The sequence below is a fragment of the Lysinibacillus sphaericus genome (assembly GCF_005217585.1).
GTDB lineage: Bacteria > Bacillota > Bacilli > Bacillales_A > Planococcaceae > Lysinibacillus > Lysinibacillus sphaericus.
Genome location: NZ_SZPT01000002.1, coordinates 660,348 through 685,103, shown reverse-complemented (window position 1 = coordinate 685,103; position 24,756 = coordinate 660,348). Strand labels below are relative to the sequence as shown.

Below are 24,756 nucleotides of genomic sequence, written 5' to 3'. Positions count from 1 at the left end.
ACAAAAGCAAGAATAGCTAAGTTCCCATATAGCAAAAAATTATGAACACATTTCGTCTGTTTCTTAATTTTTTTTAGTTATGTCCCAACCTCTTCTTCCTTATGCTTCTATTTTTTTGATAAACTCACGCATTAATCCAGGTAAATCTGGCCATGCATGACCACTGACAAGGTTACCATCGGAGTGCAGATTTGCGTCAATATACGTACCGCCTGCGACTTGAACTTCCGGTTTGCAGGCGATATAAGCTGTTAGTTCGCGCCCTTTTAGGACTTCCGGTATTGTCGCGAAAATTTGTGCGGCATGGCAAACAGCTGCGATTGGTTTATTTGCTTCAAAGAAATGGCTTACAAGCGCCGGAACATGCTCGTTTAATCGGATGTATTCAGGGGCACGCCCACCAGGAATAATTAAACCATCAAATTGTGCTGGATCGATATCCGCGAAGGCTGCATTTGCTTCTATGCCATATGCTGGACGCTCGATATACGTATCCACACCATCCACAAAATCATGACAAACCGTTTGCATCTTTTTTACTGATGGAGCAGCAATAGTGACATGATAGCCCGCCTCTAAACAGCGGTAATATGGATAGTAAATCTCTAAAGCTTCTACTGCATCACCTGCGATAATTAGTATGTTTTTCCCCATGTTTCCATCTCCCTTTTTTAGTCTAGTAGCTTTATTCGACATTTACTATAAATTCCCTGCTAGTAGGGGTAAAACAGGACATATTGCCACTAAACTCGTGAGAATCGCCACAAACCATAAGAAAAACGCCATAAAATGCATGCGCAACGCCAGTATAAATATCTTCCTTTACAACATAAAAAATGAGGCGTATAGTATTTATTTAGCTAGGTAAATAAATGAGGGGGAGATACAATGAATCCAATTTTCCATGCATTATTTCAAAAAAGTCGATATTTAACGAATTGTTTAAACGAAGTTTTAAAACAACATCAGTTGTATAGTTCGCAATGGACCATTTTATATTGTTTACATAAGCACGGTTCAATGACTTTGACACAAATTTGGAAGTATTTAAATGTCGAGGCGCCAAGTATAACAAGAGCTATATCGCGGCTTGAAGATTTAGGCTGGGTGGAAAGAGTTGAAGGAGAAGATAAGCGCGAAAAAATTGTGACATTATCAGCCATGGCGGAAGAACGTTTACCGATTATTACAAAAACGATATTAGCATTTGAAGCAGAAATGGTTGGTTCCCTGACTGAAGAAGAACAGTCACAATTTATAAATCTATTGCAAAAAATGAAAGGTTGATTGATATGCAGCAAGAGGAAAACACACAAATATGGACGAAGCGGTTCATTAGTTTATTTTTAACAAATATAGCGGTATTTTTTGTTTTTTATGGTCTAGTCACAACTTTACCTTTATATGCGATTGGTGAACTGCACCAAACGGATAAAGAAGCGGGATTATTACTATCGGGGTTCTTGTTATCTGCCATTATAGTACGCCCGTTTTCTGGTAAGTTATTAGACGTGTTCGGTAAGAAAAAGCTATTAGTTATCGCAATTGCAGGCTATTTTTTATGTACCATTTTATATTTATTTATTCATCCATTTGGCCTTTTATTAACTTTGCGCTTTGTGCAAGGGATTTTCTTTAGCATTATTACGACAGCAGCCGGTTCTTTAGCGGCTGATATTGTGCCGGCAAGCCGTAAAGGAGCAGGGCTAGGCTATTTTACAATGTCCACAAATTTAGCCGTAGTCATTGGTCCTTTTATCGGTTTACTACTAATTCAATATAGTAGTTTTAATGTTTTGTTTATCGTTATGAGTATCTGTATTTTAGTAGGGGGTATACTAGCTGTAACAGTTGATACAGAGGATTTACCCAAGCCTGAACATACGGGGAAATTGACATTTAAGTTTGATGATTTATTTGAACGGAAAGCATTGCCAGTAGCTGCCATTGCAAGTATGGTCGCGTTTTCTTATGCAAGTGTGTTATCATTTTTGTCAGTATACGCACAGCAAAAAGATTTAATGGCTGTGGCAAGTCTTTTTTATGCTGTATTTGCAGCCGCTATGTTAATTACACGACCTTATACTGGCAAGCTTTATGATACGAAAGGACCGCAGTTTGTTATTATCCCCGGTATTATTTCTTTCGCAATTGGACTAATCCTCCTTGCTAATGTTGCAGGAGCAGCACTATTTTTAGTTTCGGCCATTTTTATTGGCTTTGGTTACGGTGCTGTGACGACAAGCTTGCAAGCACTAGCAGTTCAATCAACTGCCCATACTCGTAGTGGCTATGCAACCGCAACATATTTTACAATGTTCGATCTTGGTATTGCCCTTGGATCCTATATTTTAGGTATGGTCGCGGTGCAAGTAGGGTACACTTCCGTCTATTTTACAGCAGCAGCTGTACTTGGGATTGTTTTTATTATCTATTTGCTTCGTTTAGCAAAATTAAAAGCCAAGAAAGTAGCACACACGTAACATATTTGTGATGCCGTAAACCTAGAAATCGCCCATTACGATTGTAAAGGGCGATTTTATTTTGTGATTAGCCTGAATGCTATAAAAAAAGATAAACAGTTAGGGCATGCCTAACTGTTTTATAAATCATGATAAGCGTCCATAACCTACAAAATGTTTCTTCCAGTAGGAGCTGTGAATGTTGGCAATGCTAACACCGCCATCACTAGCATTAATCATTTGGTTATTGCCAATATAAATACCTGCATGTGAAATGCCTGCTTTATAAGTATTGGCGAAAAATACTAAATCCCCAACTTGTGGTGATGTTATTTTTTTTGCAGCATAATAAAAGCCTGCTGCTGATTTGCGGCTTGTCGAAATACCAGCATTATTATAAACATAAGTAATGTAGCCTGAGCAATCAAATCCTGTGCTCGGTTTGCTACCACCAAATGTATACTTTACACCTAATTGCTGTTTGGCAACTTGAACAAGGCTTTTCGGTGCGCTCGGGGTTGCTGGAACTTTTGCAGGCGTGCTATTCAGCGTTAATTTTTGTCCAACACGAATATTTGAAGAAGTTAAGTTATTCCATCTCATCAATGTTTGATAAGAAATGCCGTTTTGACTGGCAATTTTCCATAGAGAATCCCCAGATTTCACTGTATATGTTGCAGCAGATGCTGTGTCAATTGTTGAAAAAAGTACAGAAGAGCCTAACGCTAATACTGCTAATTTCATCCCCCACTTATTTCGTTTATTCTTTTTCATGATATGTATCCTCCTAAAAACATTAAAACGTATTACTTGGTACAATAATGATATTAACATGCTAATATTACAGTTCTATGTCAACAAAATAACATTAAGGATACAATTCATATAATAATGAAGGAACGCTAATTAAGCTTATGACTTAAGCAATAGAAAAAACTAGCCCTGCGCATACAGGGCTAGTCCATTGTTACTTTGTATTTAATTGTAGTGCGGGACCGAAAAATTCGTAATGGATTTGACTGTCTGCGATATTGCATTCGTGTAAAGCATTTACTGCTGCTTCCATAAACGGAGTTGGGCCACAAATGTATACTTGCGTATCTGGTGTTAACAGAGGTCGAAGCACATTCGCATTAATGTACTCCTTATTATCAGAATACAACACTTTATGATGGGCATTGCTGTCTTTTTTGAATACGCGGAACAGCTTGCTTAAACCAGTAGGACCATTTAAAGCATTCATTTTATTTTGAATATCTTCATGGAAAGCAAGGACCTGTTCATTCCGTGCACATTGGAGAAACGTAACATTTTCTTTATTTTCAATCGTTTGTAACATCGCATTTAACGGTGTTACACCAATACCACCACTAATGAATAGTACGGGAGCACTTGTTGGCTCATATGTGAATACACCGGCTGGTGCACTAACATCAATAATTGTTCCAAGTGCAGCATCATGTAAGAAGTTGGAAACTTTCCCTTTTGGACTGTGTGCACTTTCTCGTTTCACAGAAATTCGGAATTCTTGCCCATTACTTGCTTGGGATAATGTATATTGACGATTTAATAAATAATCTTCACCTGGAATTGTTACACGAATAGAAACATATTGGCCCGGTTTGTACGCAGGTACTTTTGAGCCGTCTATTGGTTGCAAGTAAAAGGATGTAACATCATCGCTTTCTTTGATAGTGCGCATAATTTTGAATTGTTTAAATGCGCGCCAGCCATTATTTTGTTCTGCCGCTTTATATAAATCTTCTTCCACTGAAATAAAGATATCTGCAATCACGCCATACGCTTTGCCCCAAGCTTCGATGATTTCATCAGTTGCTGCATCACCTAAAACTTCTTTAATAGCTGCAAGCAAGTATTGACCGACAATTGGATAATGCTCAGGTAAGACGCCAAGACTTACATGTTTATGTGCAATTTGTACGACAACTGGTACGATCGGTTCTAAGTTATCGATATGTTGTGCAGCGGCATACACTGTATTTGCTAAAGCGCCCTGTTGGCGACCTTTTGTTTGATTAGTATGGTTGAAAATATTTAATAGTGATGGATTATCTTTAAATAAATTGTGATAGAAAGTTTTTGTAATGGCTACACCGTGTACCTCCAAAACCGGTACTGTGGATTTAATCACGTTAATTGTATGTTGATCTAACATGTTGAACACGTCCTTTCGTGCTTTACTATATGCTTAAACAATCTTTAAAGCAATATATAAAATACATCTTTAACAAAATGGACACAAACATGTATCTATAATACTTCTTTTGGTTAAAAGTTCTTCGCGTTGTTTGGCACTAAGATGAATATAGTATAATTATGATAAAAGGAAATATTTTTAGAGATTGTTTGTTGAAAAACTATTGGTAAATGTGAACGATTACTTTGAAATGAAACGAAATAATTATTCGGTCGTAAATATAGTAAGGATAAGCATACATTTTTTAACTATGAATAATATGGCATCTATTGAACTTTTACATAGATCAAATAAGGAGGTTTTCGCATGAATCAATATCCGACAATAACGGAATGTCCAAAATGTGGTGGACTAGAATTAGGGAAGGGAAAACATAGTGGTTATGCATTAATGCACCCAGTGAACAAGATGAGCTTTGGCTCAGAAGTTGAATATATTCTTTGTACAGACTGCGGTTTTATTATCGAAAGCTATGTCAAAAAGCCCGAGAAATTTAAAGGGACACTTTAAGGTTTATTTTGATTGAGGAGGTGATTTAAATGAAATTTTATATACTAGGGGAAAAAAATGAACGAATAGAAATTGAAGTACTAATAAGAATTTACCCTAATAGCACAGATTATTGGGATGCCAATTGGATTACATCAACGATAAAAATAGAAATCCCAGGTTACTTAGTTCAATTTACTGCAGATTTAAGAACAGACGAATTAAGGGATTTTCTTGCTGAATTAACTATGATAAGTAGTGATTTAAGTGGTAAAGCAATGCTATTAAATATGGAAGATTATATACAACTTGAATGTCAAATGAACAAGATGGGACAACTATTGTGGTCAGGTCAAACATGTTATCCAGTAGGCAACGGAGCGGTGTTAAAATTTGAATTTAAATCTGATCAATCCTATTTGCAAAGATTAGTAAAGGAAGTAGAAGACATTTTGCTCGTTTTTCCAGTAATAGGTAATCCTGATTAGGTGGGGTAAGAGGAGGAAGCTTTGTGACGAAAATTGCAATTATCTCGGATATCCATGGAAATAAAACGGCATTGGAAGCAGTTTTAAAAGATATTCGCTTAAGAAAAATTGAAAGAATTTTTTGTTTAGGTGATTTAATTGGCAAAGGTCCGCGTGGATCTGAATGTATAGAACTTATCCAAAAGAATTGCGAACGAGTTGTGCGAGGCAATTGGGACGTATTTATTCAATCGCCTACAGACAATGATTTTATTCAGTGGTTCAAAAATAGATTAACAATAAAAGATTATCAGTATTTAAAATCGTTACCATTTCACATTGATCTCGAATTAAATGGACAATTGATAAGGTTTTTCCATGCGTCTCCAAGAAGTGAATTTGAGCGTATTTTGGATAGTCATCCACTTGAGAAGCGATTATCTATGTTTGACAATAGTACAATAACCGATCCAAACCATAACAATAAAATTCCTGATATTGTATTCTACGGCGATATTCATACAACTTTTTTACATACATATACAAATGGTATTTTGTGTAACGTGGGGAGCGTCGGCAATTCACTGGATTTAACTTCAGCTTCCTATGCAATACTAGATGGAACCTATGCAAACAATGCTATTCAACTTATTAGGGTAAAGTACGATAGAGAGGCTGAGCTTCAGATTGCACAAGCGTTGGGTTTACCTCAATTCGATAAATACTATGATGAAATTATGTTAGCGAAATATCGCAATGTATAATGGTTTTTTAATATATTTGTAAAGTAACGTAAAAGGGAAAGCGATTTAACAAATAAAAATCCATTTCATGACTATGGCTAAGATACTTGAAAAAAGTGTATAGTGTATAGTAGATAAAAAGGATTGTAAAAATATTATTAAATAGAGGTTACTTTATGAATAATTATTTATCGTTAAAAGACCATGTTTATAATTATATCGTAGATCAAATCAACAACGGGAATCTGATTGCTGGAAAAAAGGTCAATGAAAGTGCGATTAGTGAAAGCTTAAATGTTAGCAGGACACCCGTTAGAGAGGCATTAATACAATTGTCTTCTGAAGGGTTATTAGAAAATGTGCCAAGAAAAGGCTTTGTAATTAAAAACCTAACAACAGAAGAAGCGAAAGAAACGTATTTTATTATTGGGGCATTAGATGGTTTAGCTGCTTCATTAGCAGCCCCTTTTTTAACCGAGAAACATATGAATGAAATGGAGTTTTATATTCAAAGTATTGATTTAGCCATTAATACTGGTAATTTCTCGATGTATCATAAAATGCAGGAAGCTTTTCATGGCGTCTATCTTTCTGTCTGCCCAAATAAAAGTCTTGTAAATCTTCTTTTACAATTACAAAAAAAGTTTTTGAAAAACTTCGCTCATTCTGGTGAGGCAGAACTGACAAAGAAAAGATTGTCTCAAACTAATAATGAACATCGAAAAATGATGGAATTATTTAAAAAAGGTGAGCTAGCTGAACTAGAGAGATACATGAAAGAAGTACATTGGAATATTGATAAAGCAGAGCTTATCCCACTTTAGGATGAAAAATGCTCGCTTATACACAATAAATAATTCTGTCTTTAAAAAGACAGAATTATTTTTTTGTTGAAAAAATTAAAATATAAAATATAATATACAATATACATTATACGAATTTGTATAAATTGAAAGCGTTAGGGATTAAAAAATCTGGTTATTTTAGGAGGGAATTACACAGTGAAAAGTTTAAATTTCGATTTAGCAAAACAATTGCGACACGAATTGCATCAACATCCGGAACTTTCGAACGAGGAAGTGTGGACAAAGCAACATTTAATCAATTTTTTGAAAACGTATACAAATCTAGAAATTGTAGATAAAGGAAACTGGTTTTATGCCATTTACTATGCCCAATCAGCTACGCAAAATATCGCGTTCCGTGCAGATTTTGATGCACTTCCGATGGATGAAGTAATTGATCTTCCTTGGGCTTCTCAATTTCCAGGTAAAGCACATAAATGTGGACATGACGGTCATGCAGCGACTTTAGCGGGTTTGGCACTGGAAGTCGATCAAATGGGCGCTGATAAAAATATCTTTTTCCTCTTTCAGCCTGCGGAAGAAACGGGCGATGGAGCCATTCAATGTGTCGATTTTATTAAAGCACATAATATTGATGAAATTTTCGCCTACCATAATATGAGTGGGCTCGCTTATAAAACCGTCGGAATTATTGATGGTACAGCATTATGTGCTTCTAAGGGTATGACCATCCATATGGAAGGTTCACCTACCCATGCCAGTCAGCCGGAAAAGGGCATTAATCCAGCATTTGCGATTGCGAACATTGTCCAAGCAATTCCTGATTTTACAGCTCCAGAACGCCATAATGGGCTTGTCCTTTGTACAGTTGTACATATTGATGTTGGAGAAAATGCTTTTGGTATCGCAGCTTCGAAAGGGGATCTACGTTTAACGATACGTGCCCTATATGAAGAGGAACTCAATACGCTTCAAGAAAACCTTGAACATTTTGCCAAAGTTCAAGCGCAACAATACGGCTTACAGGTAAGTTTTCACTACAATGATGAATTCCCGGAAACGGTCAATCACAAAGAAAGTGTAGATAAGATTCGTTGTGCTGCAAAATCGGAAGGTATCGCATTCGTTGAATTGAGCGAAGCTTTTCGAGGGTCTGAAGATTTTGGACACTTTACGAAGTTAACAAAAGGAGCCTATTGTTTCATAGGGAATGGTGAAGATTACCCACATGTCCATACACATGAATATGATTTCCGTGATGAATTAATTGAATCGGGTGTGGAGCTTTTTAAAGCATTAATTAAATACTAATTTTGCTAATAACAATAGGGATTTGGAGGATTTCACATGTCATCAAAGGACAAACAAAAGGGAATTAACTTTCCACATGTTTACATTATGTTCATGCTCGTCATGTTGCTCGTTGTAATATTGTCTTGGATTGTTCCAAGTGGGGAGTATGAGCGAATTGTCAATCCAGATACGGGTATTACCGAACTTAATACAGAAAAATTTACGTATGTGGAACAAGCAAAACCAATAGGGTTTATGGATTTTTTCACAGCTTTACATAACGGGGTAGTGCAATCAGCAGATATCATTGTCATGTTGCTGTTTGCAAGTGGCGCCCTATTTATTCTTGAAAAGTCTGGTGCGATTGCAGCCGGTATCCATAAATTATTAAGCATTGCAGCAGGAAAAGAAAAACTAATTATTATTACTTTACTCATCTTGTTTTCCGTATTGGGAACAATTGGCTTCGGAGAAGGAGGCATTCCATTTATTCCACTTGCGATGGCTGTTGTGATGGGCTTGGGGTATGACCGCATCACGGCTTTTGCCATTCCAACTGTGGGCTTAGCCATTGGTTTTACATCAGGAGTGGTTAACTTTTATACGACGGGTGTTAGTCAATCAATTGTTGGATTGCCAATTTATTCGGGTTTAGCATTCCGTATCGTTGCCTTAATGGTCTTTGTCATTATTTCAATCATTTACATTCTTCGCTATGCAAATAAAACAAAGGAAGATCCGAGTAAAAGTATTGTGGCTACAGAGTATTTGGAAGAGCTGGAGAATTCAAAAACAGCAGAATATGAAGAAGAAGAATTTACACGGTCTAGAAAGTTGGCATTAGTAGGTTTAGTTTTTGTATTAGTTGGTAGTGCTTTCGGTGCGATTAAACTAGGATGGGGCATGCCTGAACTATCGGCTGTCTATGCGATTTATGCGATCGTACTAGTCCTAATTTTAAAACTTAAACCAAGCGAGGCTGCTGAAACATTTGGTATTGGAGCGGCGAGATTATTGCCTACAGGTCTAGCCATTGGGTTTGCACGTTCGGTGATGATTTTAATGACGCAGGCGCAAATAATTGATACAGCAGTCCATTCATTATCGAATCTATTAAGTAATACAGGAACTATTATTACTTTATTAGTCCTTTTCATCGTGGTGATTTTCTTTAACTTCTTCGTTGTTTCAGGAAGTGGAAAGGCTATTATTTTAATGCCGATTATGGGACCTTTAGGGAAAATATTAGGCATTAATCAGCAAGTAATGGTTGTCGTCTACCAATTTGGTGATGGCTTCACGAACTATTTATGGCCGACATCAGGAGGGCTAATGGCAGCGCTTGGTATGTCAAATGTTAGTTATTCCGCTTGGGTGAAATTTTCAGTGAAACTATTCCTTTTACTACACTTCGCGGCATTTGTCTTAATATTAATTGCTCAATATATGGATCTAGGACCATTCTAATAGATTAATTCATTCTAAAAAATAAAGGGGATTGCAACATGATGAATATTTTACAACATGCTAAGAAATATGAAGAACAAATTATTCAAGATCGGCGCTATTTACATCAATATCCGGAAATTGGCTTTGAACTACCGAACACACAAAAATATATTCAACAACGGCTTGATGAAATGGGGATAGCCCATAAGCAATGTGGAGTAGTCCCCCCTGAGATAAAAGAAAAATATGCAGTAGCAGGATTTGGTTCGCAAGATTATTGTACAGGCGTAGTTGCGACAATTGGGCAAGGAAGCCCTTGTATACTTTTGCGCGCTGATATGGATGCACTACCCATTGAAGAACAAGTAGACTGTGAATTTACTTCAAAAAATCCAGGTGTGATGCATGCTTGTGGTCATGACTCCCATGTGGCAATGCTTTTAGGCGCTGCACAAATTTTAAAGGACCGGGAAGCAGAGTTACAGGGCACGGTTAAATTATTGTTCCAACCTGGTGAAGAGTGGGGTTATGGTTCTAAACTAATGATTGATGATGGTTTACTACAAAATCCAAAGGTGGATGCTGCTTTTGGGATTCATATTATGCCCGATCAACAAGCGGGCACATTATCTGTCCATAAAGGGACATTAACGCAAGCGATGGATACGTATATCGTTACAATTCAAGGTAATGGTGGCCATAGCTCGCAGCCACATAAAACAATTGATGCGAATATGATTATGAATCAGTTATATACTAGTTTAAACCTATTAATGACACGAGAAGCAGATCCAAACCATAGTGTCACCTTTTCGGTAGGTGCTATGAGTGGCGGTACGGCGACCAATATTATTCCTGACAAAGCAGTGTTACAAGGCAATATGCGTAGCTATGACCAACAAACACGTGACCACTTATGTAAACGCATTCCGGAGATGATTGACCATACGGTAAAAGCATGGCGTGGAGAGTATCATACAATCGAATTCCATACACCAACAACTTATAATAATCCACAATTTATTGATGCCATTACCCCATTTTTACAACATGTAGTAGGAGCTGAAAATGTGGTGGATAACGGATACCTCGGAGGTTCGGAAGACTTTTCTTACATTTCACAGGAAGTACCTTCTGCATTTGTTGTGTTAGGAACTGGCAAAGAAGGCGAGGCTCCAGTGCATAACCCGCGCATGCGCCAAAATGAAGAGATTTTTAAATATGGTGCTGCTCTACATGCAAATGTAGCAATAGGATGGCTAAAACAACAGCATAAATAATATCTTGAAAAACAGTTCAGTTACGTTGAGTAGGTGAATTGTTTTTTTGGTGGAACAAGTTACGCTTCTGTTATATTCAATCGTTCAGAATAGAGAAATTTTTATTGAATAATATTCTAATAATTCAATCAGGATATTGACAATAATGCGCCAGTTTGATATTCTTTAACACATTAGTAGTTTAGCAAGAGAAAGTGTAGTTTTTGCTATAAAACAAATTACAATGTAAGGGGATATTAAATCATGAAGCGTATTTTTACACTACTTTTTATGCTTACAGCTATTCTTGCTTTAGCAGCTTGTGGTAATTCTGGAGATAAATCGAGTACGACGGATAGCTCGAAGGAAACAACGAAAGCAACAGACAAAGATACTATTATTATAGGAATCGATGACAAGTTTGCACCAATGGGATTCCGTGATGATAAAAATGAAATCGTTGGTTTTGATATTGACTTAGCACGTGCTGCTGCTGAACATATGGGAATGGAAGCTCAATTCCAACCAATCGATTGGAAAACGAAAGAAGCAGAATTGATTAGCGGTCGTATCGATGTAATTTGGAATGGTTACACAATTACAGATGAGCGTAAAGAAAAGGTTTTATTTTCAAAACCGTACCTAGAAAACTCACAAGCTGTAATGATATTAAATAAATCGTCTATTAAAAAATTAAGTGATTTAGCAGGAAAAGAAATCGGTATTCAATCACAATCATCTGCTGCTGAAGCACTGAATTCAAATCCAATCCACAAAGAAGTGAAAAACGTAACAGAATTTGCAGACAATGTTTTAGCTTTAACAGATTTAAAAACGGGGCGTGTAGATGCAGTCATTATTGATGCTGTTGTAGCAGAATATTACATGACGCAAGAGCCTGACACATTCAAATTATTAGATGAATCATTAGCACCAGAACAATATGGAATTGGTGTCAAACCAGGTAACGAAGCATTATTAGAAAAACTGCAAGCCGCTTTAGATAAAATGAATGAAGATGGCACAGCCGCAGAAATTTCAACAAAATGGTTTGGTGAAAATAAGGTTTTAAAATAATGGTAATAAATCGTGTACTTATGCGGCACGTTTTAATTGAATGTTATCAGTCGATAAGAGTTTCCTCGTGAAACTCTTATCTTTTTGGAGGGAAAATAATTATGGCGGACTACTGGCAAACAATGATTTTGCCGATGCTTGAAGGCGCAAAAATGACGGTGTTGCTGTTCATTATTGCCATTTTGGTATCGATTCCACTAGGTTTTTTGCTTACTTTAGCTGTGAAAAGCCGTATCAAACCACTGTCTTGGCTAGCCAATACGTATATTTATGTCATGCGCGGTACACCGCTATTACTACAATTGTTATTAATTTGCTTCGGTTTACCGATGGTGCCGGTAATCGGTGAATATCTGGTACTTGACCGCTTTGTTGCCGCATGTCTTGGTTTTATTTTAAATTATGCTGCCTACTTTGCAGAAATATTCCGTGGTGGCTTATTAGCAATTGATAAAGGCCAATACGAAGCAGCGCAAGTGTTAGGTCTGTCAAAATGGCAAACAACAACACGCATTATATTGCCACAAATGTTCCGTGTAGCGTTGCCTGCTTTATCGAATGAATCTGTTACATTGATTAAAGACACAGCACTTCTTTATGCGGTAGCTGTACCTGAACTGCTGCATTTTGCACAAACAGCTGTCAACCGTGACTTTACCATTGTGCCGTTCTTTATTGCGGGCGCTATTTATTTGGTTATGACGCTTGTTTTAACGGTATTCTTTAAGTGGCTAGAAAAACGGTTTAAATTTGAATAGAGGTGGACACAGATGGCATTGCTTGAAGTATCGAATTTGAAGAAATCCTTTGGCAAGTTAGAGGTGCTAAAGACCATCACATTGAACGTAGAGAAAAATGATGTCGTGGCTGTTATTGGGCCTTCTGGATCGGGTAAAAGTACAATGCTTCGAAGCTTAATCCATTTAGAAGAAATTAATGGCGGCAGCATTTGTGTAGATGGTGACTATTTAGTACAAAACGGGGCATATGCTAAGCAACAAGACATTAAAAAAATTACCGCAAAAATGGGCATGGTATTTCAACATTTTAACCTATTCCCTCATTTAACAGTACAACAAAACCTTGAAATTGCACCAGGCTTACTAAAAACGGAGTCATCGGATGCAATTAAAAAACGTTGTCAAGACTTATTACAAAAAATTGGTCTTGCTGATAAGGCACAGGCCTATCCAGCGAATCTATCTGGAGGGCAAAAACAGCGTGTGGCTATTGCACGAGCACTTATGATGAACCCACAAATTTTATTATTTGATGAGCCCACTTCTGCCCTTGATCCAGAACTGACAGGTGAAGTATTAAAAGTCATGAAAGATTTAGCGGAAGATCAAATGACGATGATTGTTGTGACACATGAAATGGGGTTTGCACGAGAGGTCGCAAACAAGGTGGTCTTTATGGACGGCGGCGACATTATCGAGGCCAACCATCCTGAAGCGTTCTTTACTAATCCACAACACGAACGGACAAAAGCATTTTTACAAAGGAATTTAAAATAATCTAGAAGCTGTCTCATTTGAGATAGCTTTTTTTGATAGAGTCATAAGGAAATCGCTAGTAAAACTTCAGGTAACGTCACGAAACCCTCTGGAATCGCCACAAAACCTACAGAAAACGCCACTAAACTAATAGGAAACGCCATTAAAATTGGCATGGAAATCTACATTAAATTGATTGACAACCTTTATCGAGATAATTTAGAATAATCTAAAAAATTATTGAAAAACTTCATTTGTCTTCGAAAAACCCTACAGAATAACTATCTTTACGAAATCCATGTTGGAAATATTTTTTAACAACTACATAATAAGGTGGCGAACACTATCAATAAAAAATTTAGTGTATTGTTGTCATTGATTATTTGCATTCTTTGTTATTTTGCCTTCGGACAATTGGCAATAAAAAGTGACGGCGAATATATAAAAGTTGCTGTACTGGACAGTGGTATAAATAAAGATTTGGATGTCTTTCAAGGTGTCGCATTTGAAGAAGTCAATTTAACGCATCCTGGGGAAAAAATTAAAGATGATTTTAATCATGGTACGCCAGTCGCGGGAATTATTGTAGGAGAAGCAAAAGCTAAATTAAAAATATACGATATAAAACTTTTAGATGCACAAGGCAATGGCTCCATTGATCATTTAATAGAAGCTATTACATGGTGCATAGATAAACAGGTAGATTTCATTAATATTAGTTTTGGCTTTCAAACGCCCAATGCTGAACTAGAATCTATTATTGAAAAAGCAGTAGAACAAGGAATTACTATTGTCGCCGCAGCAGGTAATACATATGGTTTAGCAACTGACTATCCAGCAAAATTGGATGGTGTATTGTCAATAGGTTCTATTAATGAAAAAAATAAACGATCCTCTTTTTCAGCTATTGGAAAAATTGATTATGTTTTTAACGGGGAGAATGTACAAAGTATTCATCATAATGGGCAAGCATCTGTCTTTACGGGAACCTCTTTTGCAGCTGCCTATGCAACACATCTATTCATTCAGTTGAAAGAAATATATAAGGAGGTTGAGTCAAAAGAAAATTTTAACGCTATCTTACAACAATATACTGTGACAAAAGATTTTTGGAATGAAGCTGAATATGGCAAAGGTACGATATTTATACAATAATAAAGGAGAAATGAAACGATGAAATGGAAAAAACACTTTATATCTATTATTATTGCAGCGTTGCTATTTGCAAATATTGCACCCAATTTGATTTCTGCACAGGAATATGATGTAGTATCTGATGAGCCTATTGTGATGATTTCCATAGATGAAATACAGGATGTGAATACAGAAGAATACCAACAAGAACTATACGATGAATTAAATAAAAATCTTATTTATTAAGACGATAGTACGATAAATATTCGGAATATTGAAATATATGATAACGAATTACTTGTCCAAACAACTTTTGAGTCCGAGGATTTGAAAGCGGATTTAGACATCAAGTTTGATAGTGAAAGCGAAGACATATTAATCGATAGTGTCATCGAAGAAAACGGCACTGTTGAGCAAAACCATTATCGTGTGACGATGCAACAATTGGAAGATGACCATTTTAGTACAATCTTTACGAATTTAGAAACGGATGAAATCTTTGAAAGCAATCCTGTAAGGTTGCAGGCACACGTAATACCGCAATTGGTATACTTAATCGGTGGTGCGGTCGTTAGATATACAGTACAAAAATTTGGTTTTAAACAGGTTCTGAAAATTGGCAAACGTACATTTTTTAGTAAATCAAAAGATGCGGCGAAAAAGGCTGTAGCCAACTTTACAGATATCACTTTGGATGTAGGCGGTGGTAAAAAGGTTTACTTTACGAAAGCTAAAATGAGACATATTCTAGAAAATCATCATCCAAATTATTGGACTGGAAATGAAGGAAAGTCGTTTTTTGATCCAGATTTATCTGTAAATGATATTAAAAATATTGTCACAACGGTAATTAATAATAATAAATCTGAGATATCTAGACAGCTAATTAAAAAGGAAGGGATAAAAGTGCAGGCGAAAGTAAACGGAATTGAATATAGAGTTAGGATTAGTAGAACTGGGCATATAAATTCTGCTTATCCATTTGGTAAATAAAAAAAGAAGGTGAATCATTTTTATGTACAAACCAATAATTGAGACATTTATTAGTCGGGATAATGTTTCAGATACAACTATTAAAAATATCTCTATTACAAATCCTTTAGCTGTTGAAATGGCACAGACTATTTTAAAAGAAAATGAAGGAGATTACTTAAGTGGCTATGTATCCATAATTTATAATGATATTGTTATTTTTGGAGAAGAGCAATTAACTGAAGACTTATTAGATACGTGGTGTGATTTAATTTATATTTTTGATAATCATTATGATGGGAGAAGGCATGGGATAGTTTTTTTAGATAATGCTTCTTATGATGATACAGTAATTAAAGAAATAGGGCAGTTTTATCAAATTGAACTTAATAGTTCAAGCCAATTCCTCTTGCCAAAAGAATCATTCAAAAATGAACTGAAAAAGGAATTTTTCAAATTTGTGGAGTTTTGTAAAAATGAAAAACTACAGTTTGCAGAAGTGAGTTTATATCAAGCGCTATTAGAAACGTATGATGAATTAATACAAAATGAAGAAGATAAAAACTAGAAGGCTAAAATCTAAAATTTATTAGGGAGACTGCTTGTTTTTAGCGAGCAGTCCCCATAACTAGGGTGTTCTATGAATAAACTAAAAATCGAAAAATTTATAGGGGAAGAAGCTTTAAATGCTCCTGTTTATAAAATCGAAAGTTTTCCTATTACCAATCCATTAGCTGTGGAAAAGGCACAGAAGATATTAGATTGAAACATTTATTGGTCGGCAATATTATAGCTCTTTTCCAGAAGTAATAACTGAGGCAGTTTCGATTACGAATCCTTTAGCTTTTGAAAAGGCTCAAAAGATTTTGGAAGAAAACGAAGGGAATTACTTAAGTAGGTTTGTAAGCTTAATATATAATGATGTAGTTATTTTTGGAGAAGAGCAATTAACGGAAAATTTATTAGATACGTGGAGTGATTTAATTTTTATTTTGGACCACAGATATGATGGTAGTATTCATAATATCATCTTTTTGGACAATGCATCTTATGATACTGAAATTGAAATAATTGGTCAGTATTATCAAATTCACCTTGATAGTTCCCATAGCATCCAATTACCTATTGAGCCATTTAAAAATGAGGTAAAAAAAGGTTTTATTGCATTTATGGACTTTTGTAAAAATGGAAACTTTTTATTCTCTGAAGAAAGTTTATATAAAAGTCATTTAAAAACATATCACAAGTTACTTTATGATAAAGGTAAATGAAACTAGTGGATAAGGGGCTGCTTATTTCCAATGAGCAGTTCCTCTGATTTAAGACTTTTAACATGAGACTCGTTTTTAAAAAGTGTGGTGCTTTGTATGAGTAAACTAAAAATAGAAACTTTTATAGGGGAAGAAGATATAACTGCTCCTGTTTATAAAATCGAAAGTTTCCCGATTACCAATCCTTTAGCAGTGGAAAAGGCACAGAAGATATTAGAAGAAAACGAAGGTGATTACTTATGTGGCTTTGTCAGCTTGATATATAATGATGTGGTGATTTTTGGAGAAGAGCAATTAACAGAGGATTTATTAGATACGTGGTGTGATTTAATCTATATTTTAAATTACAGATATGACGGAAGAAGTATTGATATTACTTTTTTAGATAATTATAGAGGAAATGCATTAGTTAAAGAAATTGACAAGTTTTATGAAATTAAACTAAACCACCAGTGTTTTCTCGTACCTATAGAGCTATTCCGGAATGAGGTAAAGAAGGAATTTCTTAATTTTGTGGAGTTTTGTAAAAATGAAAAACTACAGTTCGCCGAAGACAGTTTATATCGTGGAATTTTAGAAACGTATGATGAATTACTTTATGATGAAGATGAAAGAAGTTGAAAGGTAAAAATACAGACAAGGGACTGTTTATTTTCAATGAGCAGTCCCACAATATACAGTATTATTTAAAAAACTTGGAACTCATTTCAAAAAAGTGTGGTGCTTTTTATGAATAAACTAAAAATTGAGACCTTTATAGGGGAAGAAGATATAACTGCTCCTGTTTATAAAATCGAAAGTTTTCCTATTACCAATCCATTAGCTGTGGAAAAGGCACAGAAGATATTAGAAGAAAACGAGGGCGACTGCTTATGTGGCTTTGTGAGTTTGATTTACAATGATGAAGTTATTTTTGGCGAAGAGCAAATGACGGAAAGTTTATTAGATACATGGAGTAGTTTAAGTAATATTTTAGAAAGTAGATATGATGGGAGCAAAGAGGAGATAAATTTTTTAGATAATTATCCCTATGTTTATACAACAATTCAAGAAATTGATCAATTCTATGAAATTCAACTTGTTAGTTCTCAACGTTATCTGTTGCCTAAAGAGCCATTCAAAAAAGAGGTGAAGAAGGAGTTTTTTAAATTTGTGGAGTTTTGTAACAATGAAAAACTTTGGTTTTCCGAAGAAAGTTCTTATCGTGGACTTTTAGAAACGTACAATGAAATAAAATAAGCGAATAGGGGACTGCTTGTTTTAGCGGGCGGTCCCCCTATTGTTTTAATTTTTTTCTTTTTGAATAGCGTTGCGTGCTAGTGCATCTGCTGCTTTATTTTGCCCATCTGGAATCCATTTGATGAAAAATAAATCAAAATTATTTGCAAGTGTTAATGCTTGTTCAAGAAAAGGTTTAAATTCTTCGTTTTTGACATATTCTTTTTCTATAGATGTAACGACCACTTTTGAATCGGAACGGACGGACACAATGCTTGTACCTAGTTTTTGTGCTTCTTCTAAGCCCCGTACTAATGCGGTGAATTCGGCGATATGATTATTTGTATGACCGATGTACTCACTAATTTGTACGTGATGGCCTTCTCCTTTAATAAAAATGCCAATGCCGCTAGGGCCAGGATTACCTGCACTTGCCGCATCGATATAGACCTCTAACATGAAAATCCCTACTTTGCGATTAGACTTCCATTTTATTGTACAGCAATGGGGCTGTTTGACAACCTCCAAATGATTGAAACAATTTTTGTTAAATTAGGATGAACAAAATAGTTGCTTGAATACAATGTTGACTTCATAATAGAAAGACATGAAATTTGGACGTGAAGGGGGCGAATGTTCTTAATGGATAAAGTGACGGTTATGAAAGATATTGATGAACTACATGATATGTACTGTGCTGATTGCTTAGTCATTAAGCAACTGCGGAAAGAGCGTGGGAAACAAGGGGCCCATCGTTTTTGTATTGAGGCGTGTACAGTAGGAGAGCGACTGCAGTTTTTAGGGGAAGAGCTAATGAAAGTGTATAGCAAATAAGGCGCCGATTGTGAGAACTCACATAAAAATATCCAATAAGAAATTTTTATGCATGAAATTAAGCATATGTAGTGCTTTTCTTGCATAAATAACTATATGTTCGGAAATAATAAAATTGGTTGGTTACCATAGAAAAAGCTACCTTGTTATCTGTTATTATGCAGATAACGAACGTAGCTTTTTTCTATTTATTTTTTGAAACGCGGGTAAAACAGTGTAAATCGCGGATAGAAGTCCATCAAACGCGGGTAAAACAGTGTAAATCACGGATAGAGGTCCATCAAACGCGGGTAAAACAGAAGAAATCGCGGATAGAAGGCAAATACCGCTTTAGCAAAACAAGTGTTAGATTGATTGTAACTCAATCTAACACTTGTTTTTGTTTTTTATTTTGTTGAAGCGTATTGACTTAAATCTTGGTAGTATTTTGTTAAAGAGGAAGGGGAAATATCGAAAGTCGCTGCAATTTCTTTGACTGTCATAGAAAGTGATTCAAATAGCTCTTTTTCCTGACCGTAGCGAATAGCACCTGCTGCGATGGCCGCTTCTTTACGTGCAGAGGGTTGTCCTTCGATTAAGTAATCCTCTAATAGTTCAAGCATCGGTGCTGTTTCACGCTCATTTTGTTCAAGGAATTCCTTAACTTGCGTAATAACACCGTTCTCGAAGTTTGTGAATTCTTCGCCCTTGTAGCCGTTAGACACAAGTAGCTCCCAGAATGTTAGATGATCTTCTTTTAAGAATGTTTGAACTTTCTTATTTGAAGCCTCGAAGTTTTCTTTTAACTTCACAAATACTTGTTCATGGTCATGTGGGAAGAATATAAGCGTTGATACCGCTAGATAATGCGCTTCCTGCTTCGTGCCATCTGGCAGGATAAACGCAAAGACATGCATTCCCTCAGGAATTGGCTTATCATTTTCGCGACGGATATAAATTTCTTCATTTGAAAGAACATGACTAGCTTTAAAATATTTTTCCTCTACAACAGTTACCGTACCAATAAAGAGTGTAGGTTGTGACCAGCCTTCAAGTACTTTTAAAGTTGAAGGTCTTACCGTCTTTTTCTTCGTTTTCTTTAAATACCCTTTCCAAATAGATGGCTCTTGATGGAAGAAGAAGTCGTCTAACGCAATCGCTTCAATAAGCTCACGTTGTAGTACGCTCTCTAATTTAGGCTGCCATGTGCCAACATGCTCGATATAAGCACGAACATCTTTGCGTTCTGGATATTCTAAATAGAATGTTTGTAGTACACGCTCTAGTTCTTCGATTGCTACAGCTTCAACTGTAACTTGCTGTTTACCTTCACAACATTTTTTGTATTTTTTGCCGCTACCGCATGGGCATGGATCATTACGTTTTACCATAATTAGAAACACTTCCTTTGAAAATTGTTAGTCGATTTTTGCTAAATAAATTGCGTACACTTAATAATAACGGTACTTTTGTATGAAGAAAAATGATTATCTATTTTGAAATATCAAAAAATTAGAGGGACGCCCTAATTCTATTATATGTATGTATTTTCTAGCTTAGAACTAAAAAAAGAAAACCATCTACGCACTTGAATTGAGCGTAGATGGTAATACTATTAGACTTCAATCTCTGCTGTTAGTCTTTCAAGCTCGTCAATTAACTGACCGATGTAAGCAATTGTATCTCGCAGCGGTTGATCTGTCGTGACATCAACACCTGCCATTTGGGCAAGCTCTACAGGCGATTTAGTGCCACCTGCTTGCAGTACTTTTAACCATTCATCTACAGCCGTACTACCTTCTTTTAAAATACGTTGCGATACTTGTGTAGAAATCGTTAAACCAGCACTATATGTGTATGGATACAAGCCCATATAGTAATGAGGCTGACGCATCCATGTTAATTCTGCGCCTTCTAGGATATGGACAGTATCGCCCCAGAAATCTTCTAAAACAGTACGTTTTAATTGATTCAATACTGTAGCATTCACTGATTCGCCAGCGTCCACTAGTTCATATACTTTACGTTGGTATGCTGCCTCTAGTAAATGTGTGACGAAGTTATGATAATATGTTTTCGATACGATGTTTGATATAACCCAACGTTTAAAGCGTTTATCATCATTATGTGTCAATAAATAGTTTGCTAATAGCATTTCATTCATTGTAGATGGTGCCTCGATAAAGTAGAGGGAAGGGCGATTATTCAAATACGATTGATGTGCATGTGCATTAACAAAATGACCGGCGTGACCAAGCTCATGGATTAGTGTGAATACCTCGTTCATACGCTCATTCCATGACATTAAAATGTACGGATGGCTACCGTAGGGACTTGAGCAAAATGCGCCTGTAGATTTTCCTTTATTTGGTGCGTAATCAATCCAGCGCTCGTTGAACGCCCTTTCAATCATTTCCTCATAATCTTTACCCATTACAGCTAATGATTTTTCAACATAATCTTTTGCTTCTGCCATTGTTAATTTTGGATCATAGCTTGTATCAAGTGCTATTTTTAAATCAGCAAACGTCATTTTATCTAAGCCATGCGCTTTTTGTACAAGCTTGGCATAACGACGCATATGTGGGGCAAGCTCTTTTGTAATAAGGTCAATTTGACGATTATAAAGCGAACGATCGACATCTTGGTCAAATAATAAAAAGTCAATGACAGAGTCGAAGCCTCGTAAATCGGCGATTGTTTTCTCTTGCTGGATATGCGTGTTATATACTTTTGCCGTAGTATGTTGATACTCACGAAGCTTGTTAGAAAAGGCATTGAATGCTGCTCGACGTATCGTTGGATCGCTTTCAAGTTCCCAATCATTTTCGAATAACACATAGCTAAGCGGATGATTTTTGCCATTTGCTTCAAACTCCCCGAAATGCATATCCACGAGCTTTGTCGTGTTATAAATTTCATAAGGTGCGTCGAATGTAGAACGCAAAGCAGCAAGCGTTTTTTCTACTTCAGGATGTAGTTGATGAGGCTTTTGCTTTAACAGTTGTGTGATATAGCGATTATATAGGGGACTTGACGCTGCAGCTTGCTCTAAAATGGTTTCGTCTAATGCAAGCAATTCGCTATTCACGAATGCGATGGAACTGCTAATTTTTCCAATCGCAGTGCTAAATTTTGCTGCGCGCATTTGTGCAACGTCATCCGTACGATCAGCCTGTATATTTAAGCTCGCATAGGTTCCCAGAGGGATAATGCCTACTTGTAATGCTTCAAAGGCTGTCAGTACCTCAATTACCTTTTGCGCATCCGTAATGCTCCCCTTATAGGTGCTTTCAAATTTTACTGCATCTTCTACAAACTGAGCTAATGCAGGTTCAAAATCAGCGTCATTTTCAAGTAAATCCTGTAAATTCCACGTTTCTTCCACTGCAACATCTTTCCTTAATGGTAATACTTCCATGTCAGAACACCCCTTTTAACGTAAGTGATTCCATTATAACGAAACTATTTCGAAAAGTGAAATAATTACAGGGGGAAGAATAAGATTTTAGTAGCCTAGCGAAATCATGATTTTTTTTTAAAAAGAAGCAGAACATGTTTGAAATTGTGTCAGTAGGGAAAAATGAAGTATAGCCAGAGTACAAAGCAACGCATACTAAAGGCTAGTATGAATTATTGGAGGAGATATTATGTCACAAAATTTAAACAAGCAACTAAATAAGCTAGTAGCAACATACTCTGTACTGTATACAAAATTGCATAACTACCATTGGTATGTAACTGGCAGTGCCTTTTTTACACTGCATGAAAAATTTGAAGAATTATATAATGAAACAACATTAAATTTAGATGAAATCGCAGAGCGTATTCTATCCAAAGATGGCAAACCAGTAGCTACTTTAAAAGAGCATCTGGAGCTTTCTTATATAGAAGAAGCAACAGGTAAAGAAACAACGGAAGAAATGGTTGCTACAACAATTTCTGATTTCCAAAAGTTGATGAAAGCTTTAAACGCAACGATGGAGCTTGCGGCAGAAGAGGGCGACGATCGAACGGAAGACTTATTAAACGCTATGTATCAGTCACTTGAAAAACATGCATGGATGTTAAAAGCATTCCTGAACGAATAACTTTAAAAGGAAGACAAAAAAACAGTAAAGGCAGTTCCTCTGATACGAATAAGTATGGAGTGGCCATTAAAAATAGGAGGACATATATTGCATGAATGAACAAAATCCATATATTGAAGTGGCACACTCGAAAGAGGAAATGCTAGAAATATTAAAACAAATGCATAACCGAGGTTTTCACACGAATGATATTCATATTATTGCGAAGGACGCTACGCCATTTGCGGACATTAAATGGGAAACAGATATACACACGCATGAGGCAGGCAATTGGCTCGATCAGTTTAAATCATGGTTTACAGGTGAATCTGCTGTAAAAGAAGGCGTCAAACGTTTTCATTTAAGTGAGGGGCAAACGGCCTATTATGCACAACTTGTAGAGCATGGTGCTATTGTTGTGTTTGGCGAGAAGGCCAACACAGATGCCCCAGTAACAATAGCGATTGATCAAGAGGAAAATCGCTATTGGCATAATCCACTTGAACCTCGCGTTACTGCGCCTGAACCATTTATTGATACGATTGATCATGTCGAGACGCCTGAGCAACGAGAGCATCGGTTAAGAGCAGAAGAAAGTTTGGAAGAAGCGGAACAATTGAATAAAGATAATACGTAAGTAAAACCCTCTTCTGTTAAAGAAGGGGGTTTTTACAATATATTGCTTTACTATTCTGTTCTCGTTTATTGTTCTAACTATTATAATAGTATAAAAAAGGAATTGCTGAAAGGATAGCCGAACTGATGCCAAAGGGAAGAAAAACGACATTAGAGGAACGAGTTCAAATCGTTTTCTTTTGTTTAAAGCATGATAAAAACTACCAACTTACTGCAGATAGGTTTCAAGTGTCGTACCAACAAGTTTACCAATGGGTTAAAAAATATGAAGCGGGTGACGAAGCATCGCTACAAGATAAACGCGGGCGAACTAAAAAAGAACAGGAGCGTACAATAGAAGAACAATTTAAAGAAGAAATAAAATATCTTGAACGCGAAAATGAACGTCTACGTACAGAAAATGCATTGCTAAAAAAGCTAGAGGAAATCGAAGGGAGGAGAGTTATGTAAATAAATATACAGCCATTCAAGCATTGCATCACAACGACAACTACTCTATCTCGCTACTATGCGAATGCGCAGGAATTGCACGCTCAGCCTATTATAAATGGACACAGCGCGTACCAACAAAAAGGCAACTTGAAAATAACGAGATTTTAAAAGAATTAAACGCGCTACATGAAAAGGGACAAGCAAACGTTGGCTATCGCAAAATGAAGCTCCATCTAAACCATAAATACAATAAACAATTTAATCATAAACGGATTTATCGATTGATGAAACTAGCTGCTTCGCCATCACAAAGTATGCAAATGGGCGCACCACAGCCTACCCCAACTCTAAAAAATCCTGTTGGAAATCTATTCAATGAGGAATAGTATTGATTGTAGTTTAGAAATTGCGGAATACTGCTAAAAATATATAAACTAAATTAATAAACCGA

At 36.2% G+C, this 24,756-nt stretch carries 31 protein-coding genes; 25 read left to right on the top strand and 6 right to left on the bottom strand.

Features of this window, described 5'->3' with window-relative positions; all coding sequences use genetic code 11:
• Positions 1–99: 99 nt before the first annotated feature.
• Entirely contained in the window at positions 100–654 is a 555-nt protein-coding gene (locus FC748_RS08990; RefSeq protein ID WP_025219190.1) for a DJ-1/PfpI family protein, read from the bottom strand.
• A gap of 234 nt (positions 655–888) precedes the next feature.
• Between FC748_RS08990 and FC748_RS08985 the strand changes: the two genes are divergently transcribed.
• Together FC748_RS08985 and FC748_RS08980 are read left to right on the top strand one after the other, a co-directional pair.
• Entirely contained in the window at positions 889–1,287 is a 399-nt protein-coding gene (locus FC748_RS08985; RefSeq protein ID WP_024363426.1) for a MarR family winged helix-turn-helix transcriptional regulator, read from the top strand.
• Between the two features lie 5 nt (positions 1,288–1,292).
• Positions 1,293–2,483 (top strand): MFS transporter, encoded by a 1,191-nt coding sequence (locus FC748_RS08980; protein ID WP_108030498.1) that lies wholly within the window; start codon positions 1,293–1,295, stop codon positions 2,481–2,483.
• Positions 2,484–2,609: 126 nt separating this feature from the next.
• Here the strand turns inward: FC748_RS08980 and FC748_RS08975 are convergent, their stop codons facing one another.
• The gene (locus FC748_RS08975) at positions 2,610–3,236 is read right to left on the bottom strand and encodes a C40 family peptidase (RefSeq protein WP_024363428.1); all 627 of its coding nucleotides are present in this window, start codon (positions 3,234–3,236) and stop codon (positions 2,610–2,612) included.
• A 193-nt stretch (positions 3,237–3,429) separates the two neighbouring features.
• On the bottom strand, positions 3,430–4,638 hold the full coding sequence (gene hmpA / locus FC748_RS08970) for an NO-inducible flavohemoprotein (protein WP_108030499.1): 1,209 nt from the start codon (positions 4,636–4,638) through the stop codon (positions 3,430–3,432).
• Between the two features lie 348 nt (positions 4,639–4,986).
• Here hmpA and FC748_RS08965 point away from each other — a divergent pair, with 348 nt between their 5' ends.
• The 18 genes from FC748_RS08965 to FC748_RS08885 all read left to right on the top strand — a co-directional run bounded on the left by FC748_RS08965 (position 4,987) and on the right by FC748_RS08885 (position 18,375).
• On the top strand, positions 4,987–5,190 hold the full coding sequence (locus FC748_RS08965) for a hypothetical protein (RefSeq protein ID WP_024363430.1): 204 nt from the start codon (positions 4,987–4,989) through the stop codon (positions 5,188–5,190).
• Between the two features lie 29 nt (positions 5,191–5,219).
• The gene (locus tag FC748_RS08960) at positions 5,220–5,657 is read left to right on the top strand and encodes a WapI family immunity protein (protein WP_024363431.1); all 438 of its coding nucleotides are present in this window, start codon (positions 5,220–5,222) and stop codon (positions 5,655–5,657) included.
• Between the two features lie 23 nt (positions 5,658–5,680).
• On the top strand, positions 5,681–6,400 hold the full coding sequence (locus FC748_RS08955) for a metallophosphoesterase family protein (RefSeq protein WP_108030500.1): 720 nt from the start codon (positions 5,681–5,683) through the stop codon (positions 6,398–6,400).
• A 155-nt stretch (positions 6,401–6,555) separates the two neighbouring features.
• Positions 6,556–7,203 (top strand): GntR family transcriptional regulator, encoded by a 648-nt coding sequence (locus FC748_RS08950; RefSeq protein ID WP_024363433.1) that lies wholly within the window; start codon positions 6,556–6,558, stop codon positions 7,201–7,203.
• Positions 7,204–7,380: 177 nt separating this feature from the next.
• Positions 7,381–8,496, top strand: coding sequence for a M20 metallopeptidase family protein (locus FC748_RS08945; protein WP_108030501.1), 1,116 nt, complete (start codon positions 7,381–7,383; stop codon positions 8,494–8,496).
• A gap of 36 nt (positions 8,497–8,532) precedes the next feature.
• A complete protein-coding gene (locus FC748_RS08940) occupies positions 8,533–9,945 on the top strand; it encodes a YfcC family protein (RefSeq protein WP_108030502.1) in 1,413 nt (470 codons plus the stop codon).
• 38 nt (positions 9,946–9,983) lie between these two features.
• Positions 9,984–11,207 carry a M20 metallopeptidase family protein gene (locus tag FC748_RS08935; protein ID WP_108030503.1) on the top strand — a complete coding sequence of 408 codons (1,224 nt, stop codon included), beginning with the start codon at positions 9,984–9,986 and terminating at the stop codon, positions 11,205–11,207.
• A gap of 243 nt (positions 11,208–11,450) precedes the next feature.
• Entirely contained in the window at positions 11,451–12,263 is an 813-nt protein-coding gene (locus FC748_RS08930; RefSeq protein WP_024363437.1) for an amino acid ABC transporter substrate-binding protein, read from the top strand.
• 101 nt (positions 12,264–12,364) lie between these two features.
• Entirely contained in the window at positions 12,365–13,021 is a 657-nt protein-coding gene (locus tag FC748_RS08925; protein WP_025219199.1) for an amino acid ABC transporter permease, read from the top strand.
• Between the two features lie 12 nt (positions 13,022–13,033).
• Entirely contained in the window at positions 13,034–13,780 is a 747-nt protein-coding gene (locus FC748_RS08920) for an amino acid ABC transporter ATP-binding protein (protein ID WP_024363439.1), read from the top strand.
• Between the two features lie 354 nt (positions 13,781–14,134).
• Positions 14,135–14,914 (top strand): S8 family peptidase, encoded by a 780-nt coding sequence (locus FC748_RS08915; protein WP_167492663.1) that lies wholly within the window; start codon positions 14,135–14,137, stop codon positions 14,912–14,914.
• Positions 14,915–14,932: 18 nt separating this feature from the next.
• Positions 14,933–15,139, top strand: coding sequence for a hypothetical protein (locus FC748_RS08910; RefSeq protein WP_108030505.1), 207 nt, complete (start codon positions 14,933–14,935; stop codon positions 15,137–15,139).
• A gap of 12 nt (positions 15,140–15,151) precedes the next feature.
• A complete protein-coding gene (locus FC748_RS08905) occupies positions 15,152–15,886 on the top strand; it encodes an SAR2788 family putative toxin (RefSeq protein WP_341867446.1) in 735 nt (244 codons plus the stop codon).
• A 22-nt stretch (positions 15,887–15,908) separates the two neighbouring features.
• A complete protein-coding gene (locus FC748_RS08900; RefSeq protein ID WP_024363442.1) occupies positions 15,909–16,433 on the top strand; it encodes a hypothetical protein in 525 nt (174 codons plus the stop codon).
• A gap of 72 nt (positions 16,434–16,505) precedes the next feature.
• On the top strand, positions 16,506–16,631 hold the full coding sequence (locus FC748_RS22410) for a hypothetical protein (protein ID WP_274519749.1): 126 nt from the start codon (positions 16,506–16,508) through the stop codon (positions 16,629–16,631).
• A gap of 100 nt (positions 16,632–16,731) precedes the next feature.
• Positions 16,732–17,136: a hypothetical protein gene (locus FC748_RS08895; protein ID WP_108030507.1), complete on the top strand. Its 405-nt coding sequence runs from the start codon at positions 16,732–16,734 to the stop codon at positions 17,134–17,136.
• A 96-nt stretch (positions 17,137–17,232) separates the two neighbouring features.
• A complete protein-coding gene (locus FC748_RS08890; RefSeq protein ID WP_108030508.1) occupies positions 17,233–17,757 on the top strand; it encodes a hypothetical protein in 525 nt (174 codons plus the stop codon).
• Between the two features lie 108 nt (positions 17,758–17,865).
• Positions 17,866–18,375 (top strand): hypothetical protein, encoded by a 510-nt coding sequence (locus FC748_RS08885; RefSeq protein WP_108030509.1) that lies wholly within the window; start codon positions 17,866–17,868, stop codon positions 18,373–18,375.
• A 45-nt stretch (positions 18,376–18,420) separates the two neighbouring features.
• Here the strand turns inward: FC748_RS08885 and FC748_RS08880 are convergent, their stop codons facing one another.
• Positions 18,421–18,813: a ribonuclease HI family protein gene (locus FC748_RS08880; RefSeq protein ID WP_024363445.1), complete on the bottom strand. Its 393-nt coding sequence runs from the start codon at positions 18,811–18,813 to the stop codon at positions 18,421–18,423.
• Positions 18,814–18,996: 183 nt separating this feature from the next.
• On the opposite strand from FC748_RS08880, the gene FC748_RS08875 reads away from it, so the two are divergent.
• Positions 18,997–19,188 (top strand): zinc-finger domain-containing protein, encoded by a 192-nt coding sequence (locus FC748_RS08875; RefSeq protein WP_024363446.1) that lies wholly within the window; start codon positions 18,997–18,999, stop codon positions 19,186–19,188.
• A 386-nt stretch (positions 19,189–19,574) separates the two neighbouring features.
• On the opposite strand, the gene FC748_RS08870 is transcribed toward FC748_RS08875, so the two are convergent.
• Both FC748_RS08870 and pepF read right to left on the bottom strand, forming a co-directional pair.
• Entirely contained in the window at positions 19,575–20,558 is a 984-nt protein-coding gene (locus FC748_RS08870; RefSeq protein ID WP_024363447.1) for an SEC-C domain-containing protein, read from the bottom strand.
• Between the two features lie 224 nt (positions 20,559–20,782).
• Positions 20,783–22,588, bottom strand: a complete 1,806-nt coding sequence (pepF, locus tag FC748_RS08865; protein ID WP_108030510.1) for an oligoendopeptidase F — start codon at positions 22,586–22,588, stop codon at positions 20,783–20,785.
• Positions 22,589–22,817: 229 nt separating this feature from the next.
• On the opposite strand from pepF, the gene FC748_RS08860 reads away from it, so the two are divergent.
• From FC748_RS08860 to FC748_RS08845, 4 genes are all read left to right on the top strand, one after another.
• A complete protein-coding gene (locus FC748_RS08860) occupies positions 22,818–23,258 on the top strand; it encodes a Dps family protein (protein WP_024363449.1) in 441 nt (146 codons plus the stop codon).
• A gap of 91 nt (positions 23,259–23,349) precedes the next feature.
• Entirely contained in the window at positions 23,350–23,874 is a 525-nt protein-coding gene (locus FC748_RS08855; RefSeq protein WP_108030511.1) for a general stress protein, read from the top strand.
• Between the two features lie 125 nt (positions 23,875–23,999).
• Positions 24,000–24,323 carry a helix-turn-helix domain-containing protein gene (locus tag FC748_RS08850; protein WP_107894120.1) on the top strand — a complete coding sequence of 108 codons (324 nt, stop codon included), beginning with the start codon at positions 24,000–24,002 and terminating at the stop codon, positions 24,321–24,323.
• A gap of 23 nt (positions 24,324–24,346) precedes the next feature.
• The gene (locus tag FC748_RS08845) at positions 24,347–24,691 is read left to right on the top strand and encodes an IS3 family transposase (RefSeq protein ID WP_167492662.1); all 345 of its coding nucleotides are present in this window, start codon (positions 24,347–24,349) and stop codon (positions 24,689–24,691) included.
• Positions 24,692–24,756 lie beyond the last annotated feature (65 nt).